This window comes from Halalkalibacter flavus, from assembly GCF_036663575.1.
GTDB classification, from domain to species: Bacteria; Bacillota; Bacilli; order Bacillales; family Bacillaceae_D; genus Halalkalibacter; species Halalkalibacter flavus.
Genome location: NZ_JAWRVK010000041.1, coordinates 18,083 through 39,359, shown reverse-complemented (window position 1 = coordinate 39,359; position 21,277 = coordinate 18,083). Strand labels below are relative to the sequence as shown.

19 protein-coding genes and 1 pseudogene are annotated in these 21,277 nt (G+C 36.3%); 9 read left to right on the top strand and 11 right to left on the bottom strand.

What is annotated here, in order from left to right; genetic code table 11:
* Positions 1 to 1,542: 1,542 nt before the first annotated feature.
* Positions 1,543 to 1,959 carry a VOC family protein gene (locus SAY88_RS20225; RefSeq protein ID WP_332633959.1) on the bottom strand — a complete coding sequence of 139 codons (417 nt, stop codon included), beginning with the start codon at positions 1,957 to 1,959 and terminating at the stop codon, positions 1,543 to 1,545.
* A 165-nt stretch (positions 1,960 to 2,124) separates the two neighbouring features.
* Between SAY88_RS20225 and SAY88_RS20220 the strand changes: the two genes are divergently transcribed.
* Positions 2,125 to 2,832, top strand: a complete 708-nt coding sequence (locus tag SAY88_RS20220; protein ID WP_332633958.1) for a MerR family transcriptional regulator — start codon at positions 2,125 to 2,127, stop codon at positions 2,830 to 2,832.
* Positions 2,833 to 3,029: 197 nt separating this feature from the next.
* Here the strand turns inward: SAY88_RS20220 and SAY88_RS20215 are convergent, their stop codons facing one another.
* Positions 3,030 to 3,542 (bottom strand): RDD family protein, encoded by a 513-nt coding sequence (locus SAY88_RS20215; RefSeq protein WP_332633957.1) that lies wholly within the window; start codon positions 3,540 to 3,542, stop codon positions 3,030 to 3,032.
* A gap of 130 nt (positions 3,543 to 3,672) precedes the next feature.
* Positions 3,673 to 3,903, bottom strand: a complete 231-nt coding sequence (locus SAY88_RS20210; RefSeq protein WP_332633956.1) for a hypothetical protein — start codon at positions 3,901 to 3,903, stop codon at positions 3,673 to 3,675.
* Between the two features lie 340 nt (positions 3,904 to 4,243).
* Between SAY88_RS20210 and SAY88_RS20205 the strand changes: the two genes are divergently transcribed.
* From SAY88_RS20205 to SAY88_RS20185, 5 genes are all read left to right on the top strand, one after another.
* A complete protein-coding gene (locus tag SAY88_RS20205) occupies positions 4,244 to 4,864 on the top strand; it encodes an NAD(P)-dependent oxidoreductase (RefSeq protein WP_332633955.1) in 621 nt (206 codons plus the stop codon).
* Positions 4,865 to 5,184: 320 nt separating this feature from the next.
* A complete protein-coding gene (locus SAY88_RS20200) occupies positions 5,185 to 5,874 on the top strand; it encodes a response regulator transcription factor (protein WP_332633954.1) in 690 nt (229 codons plus the stop codon).
* Positions 5,871 to 6,878: a sensor histidine kinase gene (locus tag SAY88_RS20195; RefSeq protein WP_332633953.1), complete on the top strand. Its 1,008-nt coding sequence runs from the start codon at positions 5,871 to 5,873 to the stop codon at positions 6,876 to 6,878. Before SAY88_RS20200 ends, SAY88_RS20195 begins: the two co-directional genes overlap by 4 nt.
* A 103-nt stretch (positions 6,879 to 6,981) precedes the next feature.
* Positions 6,982 to 7,743, top strand: a complete 762-nt coding sequence (locus tag SAY88_RS20190) for an ABC transporter ATP-binding protein (RefSeq protein WP_332633952.1) — start codon at positions 6,982 to 6,984, stop codon at positions 7,741 to 7,743.
* Complete coding sequence (locus SAY88_RS20185; RefSeq protein ID WP_332633951.1) at positions 7,733 to 9,676, top strand: ABC transporter permease; 1,944 nt, start codon at positions 7,733 to 7,735, stop codon at positions 9,674 to 9,676. The genes SAY88_RS20190 and SAY88_RS20185 overlap by 11 nt, the downstream gene beginning before the upstream one ends.
* Before the next feature lie 200 nt (positions 9,677 to 9,876).
* On the opposite strand, the gene SAY88_RS26070 is transcribed toward SAY88_RS20185, so the two are convergent.
* The 7 genes and pseudogenes from SAY88_RS26070 to SAY88_RS20155 form a co-directional block, all read right to left on the bottom strand.
* Complete coding sequence (locus tag SAY88_RS26070; RefSeq protein WP_431308899.1) at positions 9,877 to 10,071, bottom strand: hypothetical protein; 195 nt, start codon at positions 10,069 to 10,071, stop codon at positions 9,877 to 9,879.
* A 306-nt stretch (positions 10,072 to 10,377) separates the two neighbouring features.
* Positions 10,378 to 10,692: pseudogene (locus SAY88_RS26065) on the bottom strand (MFS transporter); the annotation flags it as partial.
* Entirely contained in the window at positions 10,693 to 11,487 is a 795-nt protein-coding gene (locus SAY88_RS20175) for a class I SAM-dependent methyltransferase (RefSeq protein WP_431308898.1), read from the bottom strand.
* A 190-nt stretch (positions 11,488 to 11,677) separates the two neighbouring features.
* Positions 11,678 to 12,547: an isocitrate lyase/PEP mutase family protein gene (locus SAY88_RS20170; RefSeq protein WP_332633950.1), complete on the bottom strand. Its 870-nt coding sequence runs from the start codon at positions 12,545 to 12,547 to the stop codon at positions 11,678 to 11,680.
* Positions 12,548 to 12,574: 27 nt separating this feature from the next.
* Positions 12,575 to 13,015, bottom strand: coding sequence for a tripartite tricarboxylate transporter TctB family protein (locus tag SAY88_RS20165; RefSeq protein WP_332633949.1), 441 nt, complete (start codon positions 13,013 to 13,015; stop codon positions 12,575 to 12,577).
* Entirely contained in the window at positions 13,012 to 14,511 is a 1,500-nt protein-coding gene (locus SAY88_RS20160; protein ID WP_332633948.1) for a tripartite tricarboxylate transporter permease, read from the bottom strand. The genes SAY88_RS20165 and SAY88_RS20160 overlap by 4 nt, the downstream gene beginning before the upstream one ends.
* An 88-nt stretch (positions 14,512 to 14,599) precedes the next feature.
* Entirely contained in the window at positions 14,600 to 15,724 is a 1,125-nt protein-coding gene (locus SAY88_RS20155) for a type 2 periplasmic-binding domain-containing protein (protein WP_332633947.1), read from the bottom strand.
* Between the two features lie 212 nt (positions 15,725 to 15,936).
* Here SAY88_RS20155 and SAY88_RS20150 point away from each other — a divergent pair, with 212 nt between their 5' ends.
* From SAY88_RS20150 to shc, 3 genes are all read left to right on the top strand, one after another.
* Positions 15,937 to 17,529, top strand: coding sequence for a sensor histidine kinase (locus tag SAY88_RS20150; RefSeq protein ID WP_332633946.1), 1,593 nt, complete (start codon positions 15,937 to 15,939; stop codon positions 17,527 to 17,529).
* A 15-nt stretch (positions 17,530 to 17,544) separates the two neighbouring features.
* Positions 17,545 to 18,261 carry a response regulator gene (locus tag SAY88_RS20145; protein WP_332633945.1) on the top strand — a complete coding sequence of 239 codons (717 nt, stop codon included), beginning with the start codon at positions 17,545 to 17,547 and terminating at the stop codon, positions 18,259 to 18,261.
* A gap of 227 nt (positions 18,262 to 18,488) precedes the next feature.
* A complete protein-coding gene (gene shc, locus SAY88_RS20140) occupies positions 18,489 to 20,375 on the top strand; it encodes a squalene--hopene cyclase (protein ID WP_332633944.1) in 1,887 nt (628 codons plus the stop codon).
* Positions 20,376 to 20,540: 165 nt separating this feature from the next.
* Here shc and SAY88_RS20135 read toward each other — a convergent pair whose 3' ends face one another.
* Complete coding sequence (locus SAY88_RS20135; RefSeq protein ID WP_332633943.1) at positions 20,541 to 21,266, bottom strand: polymer-forming cytoskeletal protein; 726 nt, start codon at positions 21,264 to 21,266, stop codon at positions 20,541 to 20,543.
* Positions 21,267 to 21,277 lie beyond the last annotated feature (11 nt).

Genomic DNA, 21,277 nt, shown 5'->3' with positions numbered 1-21,277 from the left:
TTCGTCCTGAGCCAGGATCAAACTCTCCATAAAAATGGTAAGCTGATTAGCTCAAAATGTATCGCTAACGATACTTTGTGTGATTAAAGTAAATCACTTTTAGAAATTAACGAGATATCATGTATCTCTATTTCGCTTGGCTTTTGTTCAGTTTTCAAAGAACTCTTATGCGCTGTTTCATCAGCGACATTTATTATCTTAACATATCATTTTGTTCCGCGCAATAACTTTTTAAAAGTTATTTTTCGCAACCACCACCGAATCAATCAGTCGTTCGTGGCGACAAGAAATAATATATCACGAATTACAATTCCGCGCAAGAGTTAATTTAAAATTTATTTTTGCGGCTAGATTTAATAATCTATCATAATTCGACACGAATAGCAACAATCATTTGTGCTACTACACTTTTACCACAGTTCTTTTCATTTAAACTTTACCCAACACAAGAAAAAGAAGAATTCTCTTTACATAAGTAAGCTTCTCCCATCACCTTTCTATGTTCAAGCAAATAACAATTTCTGTCCTTCCCCAATACTCCATAAAACTTCAGTTACTGGCCCACCAAAACAGTTTTGTGCTTCCTTCTCGTTAGAGAAACAAAAGACGTCCCCTCCCTTGCTAAGCTTCTCAGCAAAAAAGCTTGTCAGTCACCCCAAGTCCCTCTACTGTAGTGTTGTCGAACAGTCTTTAGACAAACGTGGTATCTTTTCCAAAATAGGTTTCTTTGAATATTTTCAAAGAGAGTGTTGAGATATATAATATAGAAGAAACTGTACAATCAATATAAAGTTGGTTAGATAATTTCAACTGCCCGTAGCTGTAAAAGTTCTACTTTTTGTTGATCGTATATCGTGAAGTCACTCCTTAGTATTTTCTAGGAAGACGGTCGACACCCTTCAATCAACCAATAGCCAGTGACACTTTGATAGGCAAAGAAAAGAAAGGAACCAAAGCCCATTGGCTCTAGTCCCTTTCCTTTTTTCGAATTTATAGTGTTTACTTTAAGGATCGCGAAGCACTTTCCCCTAAATTTATGAAAAACTTTCAAATGCGTGGGTTCTGTTAAAGCGTTCACTAACAAAGGAAATAATCTCACAGAATAAGCATGAAATTAGGAAATTTTACATCAGCCCCTTTTCCCAATAAATAGTAAAGTCTATGATAAAATCATTTAAAAAATGTTTTATTAAAATGTAAAATGAATGTAAACATTTTTTCTGTTTTTTCAATCATAAAAAACACTCACAAACATTGAGATATCAATATTTATGAGTATTTAATAATTCAAGAAATGGGACAAATTAGCTCTAATCTGATATCAAAAAAGCGTAAACCGCTGCACTATGATAATGCTTTTTCATTAAAGCTCCTAACGTATACTATCCTTTTTATTGAATAGTATCGTTGACTGCGTAGCAAATGTTTTTTTATTGGTTGATCTTCTTCAACATAAGCCTCCGTTGAATTAGAGAGGATTAAAAAAATGGAACTGGCTTACCCCAGTTCTATTCCAAAACTAATTAATGAACCTCAGCTGAATTACTTTTTTGATTGAATCCACCATAAATTACTAAATGGGTCTACGAAACCTGCCATGTAGCCACCATCCTCATCTTCCATCACTTCCATAATTGATGTTGCTCCTTCTTTAATTGCTTTTTCATAAGTGTCCGCAACGTTTTCAATATAAATATACATTTGTATAGGGACTAAACCGTCATTCTTTAAATCTCCACACACTCCTGGACCACAACTCCCATCATGAGATGTATCTGCAAAATAAATAGTACTTTCACCGATTTTCATTTCTGCATGGACTACACCCTCTGTATCTCCTAACCTGTTAACACTTATTACTTCCGATTGGAAAACCTCCCCGGTAAACTCAATAAATTGTGTCGCATTTAGTACCATAAAATAAGGTACGATTGTTTGATTCACTTGTTGACTTTTCATAGGTATTCGCTCCTTTTTGAATTAAATTTATCCTTTCATTTTCATAGTACAATATTAATGCAAATGCTAATGTTTATTATATTTTCCATTGAAAATAGTTTAGTATATAATAAAAACCCGTCATGTAGTTTAACGTTTAATTATAGATCTTATAAGGAGATTTTTATGAAAGGTATTGAGATTGCTAAGAAATTGAATATAAGCACCAGTGCACTAAGGCATTATGAATCATGGGGACTAATTCCTACGGTTGAGAGAGCAGAAAATGGATACCGTATTTATACGAACGAGCATGAGGCGTATTTTAAATGTATTCGTTCTTTATTACCTGGCTTTGGTATGAATTTCGTTAAAAAGGTAATGCCACTTATCAGATATGGGGAAATTGTAGAGGTGTTTTGGTTAATTAATAAAGCACAAGTTGATCTCTATAAAGAAAAGGAAACTGTACAAAGAACAGTAGAGATACTTGATTTAAAAGAGTTAACGGAAATTCCTAATTATCATAATAAAAATTATTTTACAATTGGAGAAGTAGCAAGAGAAGCAAATGTATCTGCATCAGCAATACGACATTGGGAAAAGGAAGGATTAATCAATCCTCAACGGCACAAAGAGAATAGATTTCGTATATATAGTCCATCAGATATTAGAAGGATGCTGATTATCCGAACTGTTCAAAGAGTTGTTTACTCATTGGATATTGTTCGTGAAGTATTGTCAGAGCTTGAAAAAAACAACGTTGCTCAGGCTAAGAAGATGGCTTTAAAATCATTGGAATACATTGATTATGCACTAACAGAGCAAGTACGAGGGATAGCATCTATACAGTTTCTTTTGGATGCTGTCATCAAGGAAAAAAAAGAGGAGTAACTAAGTTAAGTATCGTGAAAGGAAATATACTTAAACTAACCTCGTTCGTACACTAAAAAACGATGCTTCATTAATGAAGCATCGCAACCGTTTTTAAGTGCTGCTTCACACTATCGTCGACTGTGAAGTAATTGATTAGTTGGACATAAGCTTTCGTTAGCGCAATAAAAATTTTGAATATCACATTGGTATGTTATTTAGACTTTTACCACATATGTTTTTGCCACTATATCGTAAAGGGATTGTTTCTTTTTCGTAAATATGGCTGTCAATATATATGCAAATATAAGTGCATAGATTAATCCACCAAGCAAATAGTAGCTGAACGGTAATTCTCCATTACCTATATAAATCAGTCGATAAACTAGGAAGTGTGACAACTCCCAAGGCAAAAACTTAAGTATAGTCCGAAAAGTTACATGCAGCATTGATAATGCCTCTCCATTGTTTCCAACAACTCGTATACCAGCTTTCCTTTTTCCAACAGACTGCTCACCAATGTTCGAATCGCTAATAATAAAATAAAGTGATACAGGAAAAGTTACCAATAAAAAACCTGTAAACTGAGCTACAATTAGTGAACCTGTGAAGAATCTCTGTAAGGTTGGAAATAGAAATACACTGAAGATAAAGAGTCCAACTAAATAAATGAGAATTAGTATGTAATCAATAATGAAAGCTTTGAAGCGGAGCAGAAATGAAGCATTCATTAACACGCCCTCTTTCGTTTGGAATTGTAAGTCTACTAAACTCCCCATTTAACACCAGAACTGAAGCAGCGAGACCTTCTTTCGCTATCCCTATCCCGTTTGTTTGTTTAAGTACATATGAAACCAACTATTATCCAAAGTGAATATGAAACGACCAAACAATAAGAATGATACTCACTATTCCCCAAGCTGCGGTACTCACTATCCACAAAACTAAAGATTTAGCTTTTATTGAACTTTCCTCGCTTTCCTTATTTGCTTTTATAAAAGCGAGCTTACTTTCCATACTTTTTTTCATAGAAACGAGAACAACAAATCCGATTATGATGAAACCAATAGTTATCCAAAGTAAGGAGTCCACCTTTTATACCTCCTCTTTTTTGTGAATTTCTTTCCTTACAATCTTCTACAAAATTGATTCGATTGTGGAACTTAGTCAACGTTAGCTTACGTACATTCTTTCACAAAATGATTTAAATGTGTAGACGCTTGTTGCACAGTATTGGTCAAATATGAAAAGACGATCACTTTGAACGTAACCGCCTCATTAGATAGGTTATTATTTAACAGTATCCTTGTACTATGCAGCAAATGACTCTGTTGTTTTTCACCTTTCTTATCCAACGTAAGCATCGTTGAATAAGACAATAATATAGCTTTTATAGTAAAATATTAGTATTTGCAAAAGGAGGCTCATTCTTATGAATATTTTACTTTTAGGTGCAACTGGACGAGTTGGAAGTCATATACTTACTTACGCCCTGTACGACAGACATCATGTTACTGTATTAGTTCGTACTCCAGAGAAGATTCAAATAAATAATGAAAATTTAACCATTATTCAAGGGAATGTTATAAATAAAGATGATATCGTACATGCAATGCATGGAAGTGATGTTGTTATTAGCGCACTAAATACTGACGGCACAACCACTCTATCAGAAAGTATGCCACTTATTATCGAAGCAATGGAAAACGAAGGTATAAAACGAATAATAACTATAGGAACTGCAGGTATCCTGCAAAGTAGAACCACTCCAAATTCTCTACGTTATCAATCAAGTGAATCAAAGCGTAAGTCAACCCGTGCAGCGGAAGAACATCATAAAGTTTACGATATGCTCAAACAATCAACCCTCGAATGGACGATTGTCTGTCCTACGTACTTGCCGGATGGAGAAAGGATAGGCAAATATCGTATAGAGCGAAATTTTTTGCCGGAGGATGGAGTTGAAATATCCGTACCGGATACAGCAGAATTTACATTTAGACAGATTAATACAAACGATTATATAAAATCACGTGTAGGTATCGCCTACTAATAATACTCTTATACTACTTTCGTATTAGATTAAATCGTTTGTTGAAAAAGGAAATGAGATACGGAAACACTCCTCTCTTCCACTAAAGCATCCCAAACTGTCATTTCTAAATATGAATTAGAGTCTTAAAATCACAAGAAATTATAAGTAAAGGAGATGTTATAAAAATTAACATCTCTTTTTTTACTGACCCACGACGTTAACTGCACAGTATGGGTCAAATATGAAAAGACGAGCTAAAATTCAATTATACCTTCTACCATCATTCCCCTTCCCCTTAAGTTTTTGCTATACTTTTAGTGAAAGTGAAGGTGACTACGTTGTTTAAGATATTATTAATTGAAGATGATGCTACTCTATTTAAAGAGATGAAAGACCGGCTTATAGACTGGGATTATAAAGTGTATGGGGTTGAAAATTTTCAAAATGTCATGGAGAGCTTTGCTCGGATCCAGCCAGATTTAGTGATTATCGATATCCAGCTTCCTAAATATGATGGTTTTCATTGGTGCCGCATGATCCGTGAGCATTCGAATGTTCCGATTGTCTTCTTATCTTCACGCGATCATCCTACAGATATGGTGATGTCGATGAATTTAGGTGCAGATGATTTCATTCAAAAGCCCTTTCACTTTGAAGTGCTAATCGCAAAAATCCAAGCCATTTTGCGTCGCGTATATAACTACACTACAACCACTTCAGACCTGAAGACGTGGATGGGTGCAACGATTGACCTGGAGAGAAACCGTGTATCAAATGAAAAGGGAATGACCGAGCTTACTAAAAATGAAATATTTATCTTGAAGCTGCTTGTTGAACGTAAAAATAAGATTGTCAACCGAGAAGATTTAATAAACCTGCTGTGGGATGATCAGCGATTTATTAGTGATAATACGTTAACGGTGAATGTAAATAGACTTCGTAAAAAACTAGCTGAAATTGGACTTGGAAATGGCATTGAAACAAAGGTTGGGCAAGGATACACCGCTATAGAGCAGGTGGAAAAATGATTAAGAAATTCTTGATGGAGAGAATTAGCTGGATTATGTTGATTGTACTTTTGCAGCTACTTGCTTTAATACTTGCATACCTAGACCCCTCTCTTTCTATTGACTCTATGTTCTATTATGTATTTCTATCACTCGTTATATCTTCCCTGTTTGTCGTTATTCGCTATTTCAAAGAGACTTCATTTTTTAAAGAGCTTGACTTACGGGAATCTACGACTGATATTACAAGTCTTCCTGAACCAAACAGTCCATTTGAATCATTCATTTATAAGCAGATCACCTCTCCAATCGAACAGTTAGAAATAAACGCCTCAACAAATCAGCTTCTCTTTGAACAAGAGAAGGACGAGCTGCTTTCTTGGATTCATGAAGTGAAAACCCCATTAACAGCTCTGCAATTAATCATTGACCGTACGGAAGATCATCAATTAAAATCCGAGCTCATTCATGAATGGTTAAGAATCCACTATTTGCTTGATCAACAGTTGCATCAGAAACGTATACCTTTCATTGAAAATGATTTGTTCATTGAAAACGTAGAACTAGAGTCACTTCTTTATAGTGAAATTCGTACGTTGCGGTCTTGGTGTTTAAAAAAGGGAATTGGCTTTGATGTAGAATTAGTTGCAACACATGTGCTCACTGATGCGAAATGGCTGTCCTTTATCCTTCGTCAGCTTTTAACAAATGCTGTAAAATACAGCAAAGAAGGTTCTGAAATTTCAATCCAATCGGCTGATCAAATGGGACAAACAATCCTAACTGTAGCAGATAGTGGCCGCGGAATAGACCCGCGTGATTTGCCAAGAATCTTCGATAAAGGCTTTACGTCTACAAGCAAGCATCAGGACCAACATGCTACAGGCATGGGTTTATACTTAGCAAAAAAGGCTGCCACCCCACTTGGCATTCACATTTCCGTTCAGTCAACTGTTGGAAGAGGGACAACCTTGACCCTTACCTTCTCAAAAGAGAATCGATTTCTCCAGATACAAGGCGTGTGACAAAAATGTCACTCGCTTTTGCTTTTTTGTTAGGAAAATCAAAGGACTTCACGGACAGGAATATATACAATTGGGGTATCTTAACAGTTGGAGGAACTTTTCTATGAATATACTTGAAGCTAAAAAAATCCATAAAAGCTACGGGAATAAATTCACGAGACAAGAGGTCTTAAAGGGGATTGATATTAGCATTAAAAAAGGGGAATTTGTTACGATCATGGGTGCATCAGGATCGGGGAAAACAACTCTTCTAAATGTGCTATCAACGATTGACCGACTAAGCCACGGTTCCTTAGAAATCGAAGGTGAGGAACTAACGAAAAGCAAAGAAAAGAAGCTCGCGGAATTTAGAAAGCATCATTTAGGGTTTATCTTTCAAGACTATAACTTACTTGATACGTTAACAGTAAAAGAAAATATCTTATTACCCCTCTCGATTACAAATACTAACAAAAAAGAGGCACTAGAGAAATTTGAAATGGTCGCAGCAAACCTTGGAATTAATGAGATAGCCGATAAATACCCCAATGAAATATCAGGCGGCCAAAAACAAAGGACATCTGCGGCGAGAGCCTTCATTCACGAGCCAAGTATCATATTTGCTGATGAGCCAACTGGTGCTCTTGATTCAAAAGCAGCGTCTGACCTACTAGGTAAATTAAGCACTTTAAATGAAAAACGTAAAGCAACCATAGTGATGGTTACTCACGACCCTGTTGCAGCAAGCTACAGCAGCCGGGTTATCTTTATTAAAGATGGTCAAATCTATACCCAATTGAACAAAGGAGAAGAAAGCCGCAACACATTCTTAAAGGATATTATGAAGACTCAAGGAGTATTAGGCGGGGTGCACTATGAGCATTAATCAGCTTATTTTCCGAAGCTTTCAAAAGAACTTAAAGAGCTATTATTTATATGTGTTTGCTCTCATCTTTAGTGCCGCCCTCTACTTTGCCTTCGTCACCTTGCAATATGATCCTTCAATGGACGGGGCATCCGGGTCGATTAAAGGGTTAGCAGCCATCAGGACGGCATCTGTACTCCTTATCGCGATTGTGGCCGTATTTCTGTTATATGCAAATAATTTATTCATCAAAAGACGTAGTAAAGAGATTGGTTTATTTCAACTCATAGGAATGACGAAAAACCGAATTTTCATGATCCTAAGTGCTGAAAACTTACTACTCTATTTTGGCTCACTATTAATCGGAACGTTTATCGGCTTTGCCGTTTCAAAATTAGTAGCCATGACCTTATTTAAAATAACGGGCGTGGATGCCGTTGCCTCTCTCTATTTTTCTGGCCATGCCTTCATCCAAACATTGCTCGTATTCGGTGGTATCTACCTTTTGATCTCACTAATGAACTATCTCTTCATTAAGCACCAAAGCATCTTGACACTATTTCATGTGAAGAGCAAAACTGAAAGCAGAGTGAAAAAGATTTCGATCGTAGAAATCTTGACTGGGATTCTTGGGATACTATTAATTTCGACTGGTTACTATGTATCGGCGAGGCTTTTTGATGGGGATTTCGTGTCAATGAACAACCTATTCTTTGCGATGATCTTTATTTTAGCGTCTGTGATCATCGGGACTTATTTGTTCTACAAAGGTTCTGTTCGCTTTATTGCCAACATGATTAGAAAAAATAAAGGTGGGTACTTAAACATTAATGAAGTAATGTCACTATCTTCAATCATGTTTCGCATGAAATCAAATGCGATGCTGCTTACAATTATCACCACCGTATCAGCACTTGCAATCGGTCTGCTATCCTTAAGCTATATCTCCTACTATTCAGCTGAGAGAAATGCTGAGAACACTGCACCAACTGATTTCGCATTTGTAACAACAGAGGATGCAGAGGCTTTCGGTGAGATATTAAGGGAAAGCGGTATTGCCTACAATGAACAAAAGATTGATGTTCTTCAAGTGGAAGTGGATATCCAAGAGATTATGGGCAGAGATATAGAGAACTTGCAGTTTGACGGAGGCAAAATGAGAATGTCAGTTATTAGTGACCGTCATGTAGAAGACATTGATGTAAGTCAAGACGAAACGGTATTCTCTGGATTTAGTGATGCGATGCGGACGCTGCTAAACTTGCAAGATTCAGGAACACTCACCTTACACGGACTCACGACAGCTTTCAGTCAAGAGTATGTAGGATTACTAAATGATAGTGTGCTGCCTCTATATTTTACTGGAGGATTGCCTGCAGTTATTGTGAATGAAACGACATTTACAGCGCTCGTTAATGACATGAATCCAGAGATTCAGCTAGACTCATCTATCTATATTGGCTATACATTAGATGATAGAGAAACAGCGGAAGCAGCTGATAAACTTTTTAACAGTATGCCATTCAGTCAAGATTTCGGCAATAGCTCTCAATACTCAGAAGAGCGCCAACAAAAAATCAATATGGGCCTTATCATGTTTATTGTCGGGTTCCTCGGCCTTACCTTTTTGATCACATCAGGTTGTATCCTTTATTTTAAACAAGTAGAAGAAGGCGACGAAGAACAAATAAATTACAAAATCCTGCGAAAACTAGGTTTCACTCAAAACGATCTTCTGCAAGGGATACTAGGAAAGCAGCTATTCAATTTCGGTATTCCTCTTGTAGTTGGCCTTTTGCACAGCTACTTTGCCGTCAAATCAGGCTGGTTCTTTTTCGGCACAGAGCTATGGACACCGATGATTATTGTCATGGGATTGTATGCAGCACTGTACTCGGTTTTTTGCATTCTGTCTGTGCTTTATTATAAGAAAGTTATTAAGATGTCGATGTAATAGGCGAAGTTCCAGGAAGTTGGTTTTAAATTAAATAATTAAAATCTTTTCTATTAAGCCTAAAATATAAGATGACACATTATAAAAGGTAAAAGAAGAAGGATAGGAGGGCTGTAATTATATGGCTTAACCTATCCTTTTTTGTTTTAGTTTAGCATTAATAACAAAATGCTTATTAAACTCTACTACACCGTTCTCTACTAAGAAGCAATTCTTTCTTGACTGTTTTTTTCATCAATAAACTTAAAATATGGCAAAAACATTCCTAGTGCTGAAACAAAACTAATTATTAATCCAATAAATAGATACAATGGTCTTTCTATTTTTGTTACTAGTAAAGCACCTACTATGTATCCAATAGGAAAGCCTGCCATAAAAATACCCATATTCTGCATATATCCCTCCTAACTCTTCTGTAATATATGGTAGAGTTGTCACCATAGTTACTCCTACTCCAAATTGAACAAATACTAAAAAGACTCCTAACCACACAATGACTTTTTGAGTGAAGAAAAAAGATATTCCTTCCGAAAATTCGGCTAACCATGTTTTTCTTACTGCTAGCCTATCTCTCTGTTCCTTTATAAAAAGTAAGGTAAAACCACTTATGATCATAAAGAACTCACAAGTGTAAGGGTAACTTGAACATTCGTATATTCAATTACAATTCCAGCTATGATTGGCGATAAAAAGGGCATTAAACGGGCAGTTCCATCAATGTATGCATTTGCTGACTGTAGTTGTTTTTTTCTACAATAGTGGGCGTAATCGCATGGTTAAGCAGGAACATAAAAAGGAGTGACTAATCCAACAATGCACTGTACAGCATAAATATGCCATACCTCAAGATTACCTAATATTAATGCAGTTAATGGAATTAGAAATATGACTCCCTTTTCCATTGCGAAAGTACCATAATCCATTTTCTTCTGTCTATAAAGGGACCTATAAAGAATCAATGATGGTAAAAAATACAAAAGTCACATACTCCCAAGTGCTAGAGTAGAACCTGTAAGTTACTCTCTTGAAAAATCAGGTTTTACAGCTTTAAGTAAAACTGACTCTCCCATAAACGAATAAACCTTCCCATTCTCTATTACTATCCTAAACTTATCGTGAAACTCATGATTAGTACGTAATATGAAGTCAGACAATTCATTTTTTTTGTCTTCTAATACATTCATACGATTGCACCAATCATCAAATACAAATGTTTTCGGAAAACGATACAATTCTTCTATTTCAAAACCTGATTCCTCTAACATCTTTATCCATTCTGACTTCTTCCAAGCACGATGGTGACTGAAATCTCGCTCTTTTTCTACTTTATTATAGAAAGTATCTAAAATATCTTTTTCAGGTGATACATTATCAATCAATAAAAATTGACCACCTTTTTTTAAAACTCGATGCGCTCCTTTGACGAAAGATTCAGGGTTCGGGAAGTGATGTGCAGCAATCCGGCAAGTGACGATATCAAACTCTTCTTCAAAAAATGGCAATTGTTCTGCATCTCCTTGAATGAACTCTACATTGTGGATGCCATTTCTTTCAATAAAATTTTTAGCTGCAGTAAGGATCTCACTTGTTAAATCAAAGGCGACTACCTTTTTAGACAAAGGTGCGAGTGCATTCGCAACATGTCCTCCACCTGTAGCAATATCTAGGATTTCTGCCTCTGCTTTTCGATCAGCGATCTCGACTAATTTTGCTAAATCATTTCCCTTTGCATGCAATGAACTAGTAACATAACTTTCTGCACTTTTCCCAAATTGTGATTGGACATCTATTTTTGTATTCTCTGTAGCCATCTCTTCCACTCCTTAAGTTTTTTTAAAAAACGAAAAAAATTGCCAAATCAAGAAAAAATAATCAAATCTACAGTTATGACTGGAATTAACTAAAGGTAAGTTCCCTTTATGACTTCCTGCTAATAAGGATAACTTCACTCAGCCCTACTGGAATCGACTAACAAGTAGCATGAATAAACCCTATCATTCTCTATAACATATATTTAACTTCCATCTTTTTAATATCATCCAATTTCGTAAGACGATTTCGTTCTTTCATAGTGATAATATCATTCATAAAATGATAAGTCGTATTTTCTTTCTTTAAGCTGTATAATGCTTCCTGCATCGCTTTAATAGCTCTTCTTTGTAAAAAGTTCGCATAGAGAACTATCTTAAAATTCATTTTTACTAATTCCTCATTGTGCACAATTGGTGTTTTCCCGTGCTCAACCATATTTGCAACTTGAGGTATCCCTTGTAACCTCGAGGTGATTAATTTCATTTCATCAATCGACTCCGGCGCTTCAATAAATGTAATATCGGCTCCTGCCTCAATATATGGTTCTGCTCTTTCAATGGTAGCATCAATTCCATCTATGGATCTTGCATCGGTCCGGGCAATAATTTTAAAATGTTGGTCCTGGCGAGCGTCTACTCCAGCTTTAATTTTATTTATCATTTCTTCAGTAGGAACAATTTGCTTCCCATCAAAATGTCCACATTTTTTCGGGGTGTTTTGGTCTTCTAATTGAATGGCAGAGACGCCCGCTTTTTCAAACTCTTTCACTGTTCGAATCAAATTTATAGCATTTCCGAATCCTGTATCACCGTCAGCGATAACAGGAATTTCTACCGCATCACAAATATATTTAACTTGATCTATCACTTCTTTAAAAGAAAGCAAACCTACATCGGCTAAACCAAGCATCGAATTAGAAAGACCTGCCCCAGTCACATAAACAACTGGAAACCCTGCCTCTTCAATGAGTCGAGCCGTTATCGCATTTGCAGCCCCTGGAGCCACAATTAAATCTGATTGATCGCTAACCATGTGATGAAACATTTGGTTTCTATTCATGCTCTCACCTAATCTCACTCTTAGTTATTAAAAAAATGTTATTAAACTTGATGGCCATTTTAAATCCATAAACTGGCTCATTGCTATTAATAGAACAGCCGTTGCACCTGTAGAGACTAAACACTTTAAGATGCTCATTCTAGCCTCAAATAACAAGAAAACAAAAAGATATATCATACTTGCTAGAACAAAACCAACAACATAAATTAAAACAATGTAGCCGACAATCCAACCAACGTATTTCAAAACATTCATAAAGTTTTCATGGAACAATTCTTCATCCTTCGTTTTCTTTAAGGTGACTATCTGCTTAATCGTCGCCACTACTGTTAAAATACCTGCTAATAGCGCAATATAAAACGGAAAATAGCTTGCAGTTTCCTGAAACGATTGGGCTTGAATCATCATCCAAAAGAACAAACAGAATACAAGAACTAGAAAGAGTAAAGATGCATGGGACTTTTTCATGACTTCACCCCTTTATCCTCAGCGATTGTTTTTATTTTTTTACCTCTATTCAAAAAGAAACTACTTGCTAAAATAGCAACAATTAACACAGCAATGATGATAACACCAGGTCTTGTTAGCCACTCTAACCCAAAGCGCGAGAAGGAAATCCATAAATACCTTTCCGCAGATAAAGCAAGTACAAATCCGATCAAAATTGGGGCTCTTGGCCAATCAAGTTGTTTCATTATCCAACCTACAATCCCAATTACGAGAAAGAGAATAATATCCCCCCAATGGTTGCTTGTTTGATAGGCTCCAAGAATTAATAAGATTGCTAAAAATGGAACTAGTTTCGATGGATGAACTGTACTAAATTTCGCAATGGGCTTGATTAATAGTAAACAAGCGATTGCTCCAAAGATATTTGCAATGATTAACGTCCAAATAATTGACATTGTAAGTGGGAGCTGCGTTGTCACTAACTGTGGTCCTGCTTCCATTCCCATTAATAGTAGACCACCTAATAATATTGCCGTCGTGCCACTACCTGGAATCCCAAACATCAATGTTGGAATAAGCGCTCCACCTTCTTTAGCATTGTTCGCACTTTCTGGCGCAATAACACCTCGTATATCACCCTTACCAAAGCTCTCATTTTTCTTACTTGTTTGTTTTGCAATCCCATAACTCAACCAGTCCACTACACTTCCACCAAGTCCTGGAACGAAACCTGTTACAGCACCAAGGGCGGAACTGCGGAATACAAGCCATTTATGACTAAGAGAATCTTTCACTCCTGTTAACCAACTCCCAGATAATTTCGCCCCTTTTGAAATACTTTGATTAGATACAAGTAAATCAATGAGGACAGGAAAGGCAAACAAACCTAGTGCAATTAAAGGCAATGGGATACCATTAAATAGATATAACCAATCAAATGTATAACGATATTCCGGAACAGCAGGAGCACTTCCAATTGTTCCTAACATCATTCCAAATAATCCAGCAATAATACCAATAACAGGGCGCTTCCCCGATAAGATACCTACCATACTTAAACCAAGTAACGCCAACATAAAGAGTTCAGGTGATCCAAAGGCGAGAACAAGAGGCCTAACAAATGGGATGACCAAAAATAATACGACCCCACCGATAATTCCACCAATCATTGAACAGAAAAAGGCTGCACCTAGAGCCCTTGACGCTTCTCCTTTTTGCGCTAGTGGGAAACCGTCCATTATTGTTGCTTGAGAACCTGAAGAACCTGGTATGCCAAGCAAAACAGAAGGAAATGTATCACCCGTATGAACTACTGCTATCATTCCTATTAGTAAAGCCATCCCTGTGAAAGGATCCATTCCATACACGAAAGGCAGTAGAATAGACATTCCTACCGTGCCACTAAGTCCTGGTAATAACCCAATCGTTAATCCAAGCATGATCCCTAAAAACATAAATCCAATTCTTGAAGGATCCAAAACGATTTCTAATGTCTGAAACAATGTCTCTATCATACTCTCACCCTCTTCCCTATAAAATTGTTGGAAGTCACCACTTAAAGTGACTCCCAAACATTTTTATTTTTGGATTTGACATAACCACTTATAGTTCAACACCATGTTCTCTTAGCAAATATTCCACTACCCAATCTTGAACGCCATCAGGTAAATCCAGTAATTGGTTCATTAATGATTGTAGTTCTTCACCTACAAATGGGTCATAACCAAATACTTGTTGACCTTCTACAGCAAATTCTTCATCTTCAACCATATTTTCAATACCTACTACTAGAGCTTTAACAGCTTCTTCAGGTGCATCTGCATGAACCCATAGTACTTTTTGAACTGTATACAATGCACCAACAAATGCTTTATATGCTTCCCACTCCTGACCTGTTGGCTCTTCACCATAAATTGCTTCATAAACTTCCTTAACAGTTGGTAAGTCTGGGAACTGTGGGTCTCTTATTAACTCACCATCTGAATTTATTTGGCCGATTGAATAAAGTGGTACCGCTTGCCCGCTATCAACTAATGGCAACACATTTGATAGATAAGAAGAAGTTGTTTGGAAATCAATATTCGTCTCCCCTTGTTCAAAAGCAATACGAGCTGGTCCGCTACTCTCATAACCAAAAATCGCATCCACATCTAAACCTAACACTTCAAATGAAAGAATCGTTGTAAGCGGTAGCCCCGTTGCACTCGTTCCACCGTAAACAAGTTGTTGATTCGCTTCTAATAAATTGCTAGGGTCTGTTACACCTGTATCACTAGAAATATAGACGACTCCTCCATCAGGATAGCCAAGAACTGGTGTCATCTCTTTATAATCAAATTTAACAGCTGGGTTGTTAAGTAAATAAGCAGTTGTTGTCGAAATACTTGCCCAAAATGTATGCTCTCCATTTGCTTCTCTCATTAAAGCGAATTCATTTGAACCTGTAATCGTTCCACCACCAGGCACATTGACCGGTTGAACTGTTGGATTGCCCTCAAGATGTTCATGTAAATATGGAGCCATGAAACGTCCCATAATATCAGAGCCTCCACCAGGACTTGTTGGAATTAAAATCTCTAATGACTTCCCATCATAAAAAGCTGTATCTCCATTATTATTTGCACTTTCATTTACATTTGTACTTGCCCCATCATTACTTGAACATGCTACAATAGTTAGTAACGCTACGATGAAAAAGAAGGCTAACAAACTCTTTTTCACTAACATAGTACTTCCCCCTTAGTTTTTATTTTTTGATGATTTTTTCAATTGACTATGTCTTATCAATCAATCGAAAAGGGATTCATCTCTTAAATGAAAGTGTATAGTAAGCGCTTACTAAAATGAATATTTTTTAAATTTATATTATTAGTTCCATTTTTTTTATTTTTCTCATTTTTTTCACGAATCTATAAATGGAATATATTAGGAGTGTAGCGATGTGGAAAAGAATTAAATTTAACCTTTTATTAAAAATGATTTTATTAATGTCCTTCGTTTTGATTTCTTGTCTTATAGTGACCCTCTTCCTCTTTACTTCTATTTTTAATGAAGCAATGAATAAGCATTTTGGGGAACGTGCAATGGATGTTGCTATATTAGTTGCAAAGAATGATCAAATAATCGATGCCTTTGAATTTGAGAATCCATCTGCTGTTATTCAACCTATAGCTGAAACAATCCGAGAACTAACTGGCGCTAGTTATGTCGTAGTGGGAAATACAGAGGATATTCGATACTCACACCATGACCAAGATCAAATAGGTCAAGAAATGGGTACGAGTAATGAAGATGTATTCGTGCATGAGCAATCAGTTATATATGAAGGAGTTGGGGTATCAGGTGCTGCAACAAAAGCGAAAACACCTATCTACAATAGGGACGGTCAGCTAATAGGTGTCTCATCAATAGGATTTTTATATGAAGATATTAAAAATGAACTAAACAATTACGTAACTCTCGCCTCGCAATTCTTTATTGGCGTTTTAATTCTAGCGATTATTGGGATGATTTTAGTAGCAAGAAAATTAAAGAAAATGTTCTTCGGTTTAGAACCAGAAGAGATTTCTTACTTATTTAAAGAAAAGGAAGCCATTTTGGAGTCAATACACGACCCCATTATTGCCACAAACAGTACCGGACACATCGTCTCAATTAATAAGAAAGCGCGTAACATTCCGTACTTTAGAAACATAAACATTGGAGATTCAATTAAGCACCCGCAGCTTATAAACGAACTTAATTCAGTTAACAAAGAGAAGGAAATCACTAACAGAGAAATTATCATTGACCATTCTGTCTATGTGATGGACCACTCTCCCTTTTTACATAATGACACATTATTAGGAGTTGTCTTTACATTACGTCCTGTATCTGAAATTCGACAATTAAAAGAGGATTTTTCGAAAATAAAAGTCTTTACAGAAAATATGCGTTCACAAAATCATGAGTTTCTAAATAAGTTAAACACTATTTATGGATTGCTCAAATTAGATAAAACTAATGATGCTATACAACTAATTTCAAAAGAAGTCGAATACCGACAAGATTTTTTAGCCTTTTTAATTGAATCCGTAAGAAACCCAATGATTGCTGCTTGTCTTTTAGGGAAAGCAAATCGTGCAACAGAGCGAAAAGTTCAGTTAGAAATTGAGAATGAAAGCGAACTTAGCCCATTGCCTGATACATTTGATGAACAGACCTTAGTTACGATTATTGCCAATGTCATCGAAAATGCAATTGAAGCAGCGTATAAAGCCCATTACTCTGAAGGAAAAGTTAATATATCCTTCACTGACTTAGGTCCCGATATTATTTTTGATATTGAAGACAATGGAAAAGGTATTTTGCCGGAGGAAGAGTGGAAAATTTTCGAGGAAGGCTATACTTCGAAAGAAACACCCAAAAATCATGGTTTAGGTTTAGCTATTGTTAAGAACTCTCTTGAAAAGTTAAATGGAAATATCTTTATTACAGAAAGTCAATTAGGCGGAGCAAGATTCACAATTACCATTCCAAAACAAGTAATATAAAAAGGGAGAATCATAATGTTGAATACGAATAACCTTATTGATGTGATGATTATAGAAGACGATGAAGTGGCTGCTGTTAGTTATTCTAAATTCATTGAAAAAATAGATTCCTTAAAGGTATCATTTATTGCTAATACGGGAGAACAAGCTTTAGAATTACTAGAAAACTACCAACCTAAGTTAATTTTACTGGATGTATTTCTACCTGATATCCATGGTATTGAATTACTTTGGAAAATTAGAAATAAGTATCGTAATATTGACATTATATTAATAACCGCATCTAACGATAAAAAATCGGTTGCGGAAGCTATTCGTGGTGGCGTATTTAGTTACCTTATAAAGCCAGTATTGATGAACCGCTTTATTTCAACCTTAGAGAAATATAAATCTATTACATCAAAACTAGATCAAAAAGAATTATTTGTTCAAAATGAAGTCGACTCCCTTTTTCTTACAAGCGAAACATCTTCTAAATCGACAGAAGTTCCATCTATCAAAAATTTCCCAAAAGGAATCGATAAATTAACACTTAATCGGATTAAAGAAATAATTGTTAACCTATCTGAAAGTGTAAATGCTGATGAATGTGCTGCATTAGCAGGAGTGAGTCATTCCACTTCACGTCGTTACTTAGAATATCTCGCTTCCGAAGATTTAATTGAAATTACAATTCACCACGGTACCGTTGGGAGGCCAGAACGCCGTTATCAATTAAAACAGCCAAACTAATAAGAAATATTCCCTTATTAGTAGACTTTTTCATAAGTCTTTGAGAAACAAAGGCGGTTCTCTTACTTCTTATTAATTATAAAGAAGCATAAGAACCGTCCCCTTGAATCCTCTGTTTAAGACTACTAATAATTACAAAGTTCAATCATATAAGATTACGTAAATGGTTTTATTGATAACTTCCCAATATTATATATTTTTACGTGCAGTAAAAAGGAGGGTATAAGTTGAATATTCGAGTAAATTCAGCCATCGAAGAACTGATTCAAACGCTGCGAAGCGAGCAATCTAATGATGGTTCCTGGCGCTACTGTTTTGAAAGTGGCCCAATGACTGATGCTTACACAATTATTCTATTAAGGTCTTTAGAAAATGATCAAGAAGAATGGCTTATTCAGCAGCTCGTAAAAAGACTGCTTCACAAACAAGAAAAAAACGGAGCTTGGAAATTGTACCATGATGAACAAGAAGGCAATTTATCAGCTACAGTTGAAGCGTACTTCGCTTTATTATACTCAGGGTATGTTGAAAGGCAGTCAGAAAACATGAAACAGGCAAAAGCGTTTATTATAAAACAAGGTGGTCTCACAAACACAAGCAACTTCACAAAAATCATACTCGCATTAACTGGTCAAATACCGTGGCCAAAGCATCTACAATTGCCAATTGAACTGATTCTTCTCCCACGTACTTCCCCTATTAACTTTTATGATTTGGTCGGCTATACTCGTGTACACTTTGCCGCAATGCTCATCTCATCTAATCTTAATTTCAAACTCAAAACAAGCCGAACGCCTGATTTATCAGATATGGTTTTAGAGCGTTTTCCAAATGATACTGAATTTGATTCAGAGGAAGCAAGATTTATTGTAAGCACCGTAAAGGATGAAATAAAGAAACTTTTAGAATTGCCCAAGCGATTACGCGATTCTGCATTAAAGAAGGCGGAGAAATTTATCATAGAACGGATTGAGCCTAATGGGTTGCTATTTAGCTATGTTAGCTCCACCATCTATATGGTTTTCGCTTTTCTTGCCCTTGGTTATTCTAAAAACCATCGGCTTATTAGAAACGCTATAAATGGGATAAAAAATCAAGTATGCCTAACTACTACCTTTCTTCATATCGAGAACTCACCATCGACCATATGGGATACGGCGTTAATAACTCACGCTCTTTTGAATTCTGGTGTTTCTGAATCTGATGAAATGATCAAGCAATCAAGCCAATATCTGTTATTACGCCAGCATTTGATCTATGGAGACTGGGCCTTCAATAACCCAAATACGATACCAGGAGGTTGGGGATTTTCTGACATCAATACGTTTATTCCTGATATAGATGATACAACAGCTTCTCTAAGAGCGTTAAAACAAACGGTTTCGGAACATCCTCAATATAGAAGTAGTTGGAATCGTGGACTTGACTGGGTTTTATCAATGCAAAATAATGACGGTGGATGGGCAGCTTTTGAAAAAAATACAGATAAAAAGCTACTGAAGTATTTCCCTTTTGATGCTGCGGGGCGTTCTGTTATTGATCCATCTACAACAGATTTAACAGGAAGAACTCTAGAGTATTTAGGAAACGAGGCGAACCTTCTTTTGCCCCACCCTCAATTAGAAAAAGGATCTCAATGGCTACAAAGAAATCAAGAGGACGATGGATCTTGGTATGGACGTTGGGGTATTTGTTACATTTATGGAACATGGGCTGCCATTACAGGAATGAAAGCAATTGGAATGGACTCGAACCACTTCTCCATCAAAAAGGGTGTTGATTGGCTTCTCTCCATACAAAATAAGGATGGTGGTTGGGGGGAATCTTGTTACAGTGATATCCGTAACAAATATGTTCCGTTGCATGCAAGCACCCCTTCGCAAACAGCATGGGCCTTAGATGCGTTGATTGCTGCTTACGACAAACCAACAGAAGCCATTCATAATGGAATTGCGTATTTATTAGAAAACATTTACCAGAACCATTGGACTATAAACTATCCTACTGGCGCAGGACTCCCCGGCGGGTTTTATATTCATTATCATAGTTACAAATATATTTGGCCGCTATTGACATTAAGTAACTATCGAAACAAGTATGAGTATCTAAGTTAATGCCATTACTAGCTAATACCAATTCATTTTAAAATATAAGGCATTGAAAACCGCGCTTTATTCTTAGACACGCGGTTTTCCTTATTGATAAGTATATGATCATCTACAACTATTGTGCATTAGTCTTTGAATAGATTATTTATTTAATCAGTATGGTCTAAATTTTTAAAGTTTCTCGGATTTCTCGACGACAGCCTTTTCCGATACATTTAGGTCACTGCTATACTCGATAAACTCAATTTCACATCCAGGACCGATCTCTACTGTATTTCCACGAACAACTTTTGCCTTCGTATATTCTAGTTTAACCACATCACCTTCAATGATATTGGCATGTAATTCTTTACTCAACGTTTTAATCAACTTATCTAATAAAAGAATGGGGCGCCGGTTTCTTTTTACAGTAATCACTTCTCCTCCGATTTCTTTCACAGATGATTTCCCATGTAACGATATTTCAACGTGATCCGCATTTAGTAATCCATCAATGGTAAAAGCTCCATTAAGCTCTGCTTTCTCCACTTCACAATCGCCAGCTACCTTAATCATTCCTTCGAGGAGAATGTCGTCGCCTTTTAAAGATTGTTTCAATCGTGTATGCCCCTTGATTTCCATTTTCCGAAAACATGCATGTCCGTCTATCGTTAAATCCCCGTGGATCTCAATCTCGTCAGAAGAAAAATCCCCCTGTACCTTTGTACTTCCATTGATAACAGCGTGCTGAGACGTGATATTCCCATTTATTTTTGCCGAACCATTACACTCAAAATCATTACATTCTACATCTCCATGTATTGCTCCATGGCCATTGATCTCAACCTTGATGAATGAGCCACCACCTGATTCACTATGCCCAGATAGAATTAAGTCCCCTTTTGATTTTTGAACCATAATGAAATCCC

Excerpts from the sequence above, each read along its gene's own strand:
- SAY88_RS20225 (WP_332633959.1), bottom strand. The coding sequence starts at position 1,959 with ATGAAAAGTCAACAAGTGAATCAAACAATCGTACCTTATTTTATGGTA.
- SAY88_RS20220 (WP_332633958.1), top strand. The coding sequence starts at position 2,125 with ATGAAAGGTATTGAGATTGCTAAGAAATTGAATATAAGCACCAGTGCA.
- SAY88_RS20215 (WP_332633957.1), bottom strand. The coding sequence starts at position 3,542 with ATGAATGCTTCATTTCTGCTCCGCTTCAAAGCTTTCATTATTGATTAC.
- SAY88_RS20205 (WP_332633955.1), top strand. The coding sequence starts at position 4,244 with ATGAATATTTTACTTTTAGGTGCAACTGGACGAGTTGGAAGTCATATA.
- SAY88_RS20195 (WP_332633953.1), top strand. The coding sequence starts at position 5,871 with ATGATTAAGAAATTCTTGATGGAGAGAATTAGCTGGATTATGTTGATT.
- SAY88_RS20190 (WP_332633952.1), top strand. The coding sequence starts at position 6,982 with ATGAATATACTTGAAGCTAAAAAAATCCATAAAAGCTACGGGAATAAA.
- SAY88_RS20185 (WP_332633951.1), top strand. The coding sequence starts at position 7,733 with ATGAGCATTAATCAGCTTATTTTCCGAAGCTTTCAAAAGAACTTAAAG.
- SAY88_RS26070 (WP_431308899.1), bottom strand. The coding sequence starts at position 10,071 with ATGCAGAATATGGGTATTTTTATGGCAGGCTTTCCTATTGGATACATA.
- SAY88_RS20175 (WP_431308898.1), bottom strand. The coding sequence starts at position 11,487 with ATGGCTACAGAGAATACAAAAATAGATGTCCAATCACAATTTGGGAAA.
- SAY88_RS20170 (WP_332633950.1), bottom strand. The coding sequence starts at position 12,547 with ATGAATAGAAACCAAATGTTTCATCACATGGTTAGCGATCAATCAGAT.
- SAY88_RS20165 (WP_332633949.1), bottom strand. The coding sequence starts at position 13,015 with ATGAAAAAGTCCCATGCATCTTTACTCTTTCTAGTTCTTGTATTCTGT.
- SAY88_RS20160 (WP_332633948.1), bottom strand. The coding sequence starts at position 14,511 with ATGATAGAGACATTGTTTCAGACATTAGAAATCGTTTTGGATCCTTCA.
- SAY88_RS20155 (WP_332633947.1), bottom strand. The coding sequence starts at position 15,724 with ATGTTAGTGAAAAAGAGTTTGTTAGCCTTCTTTTTCATCGTAGCGTTA.
- SAY88_RS20150 (WP_332633946.1), top strand. The coding sequence starts at position 15,937 with ATGTGGAAAAGAATTAAATTTAACCTTTTATTAAAAATGATTTTATTA.
- SAY88_RS20145 (WP_332633945.1), top strand. The coding sequence starts at position 17,545 with ATGTTGAATACGAATAACCTTATTGATGTGATGATTATAGAAGACGAT.
- SAY88_RS20135 (WP_332633943.1), bottom strand. The coding sequence starts at position 21,266 with ATGGTTCAAAAATCAAAAGGGGACTTAATTCTATCTGGGCATAGTGAA.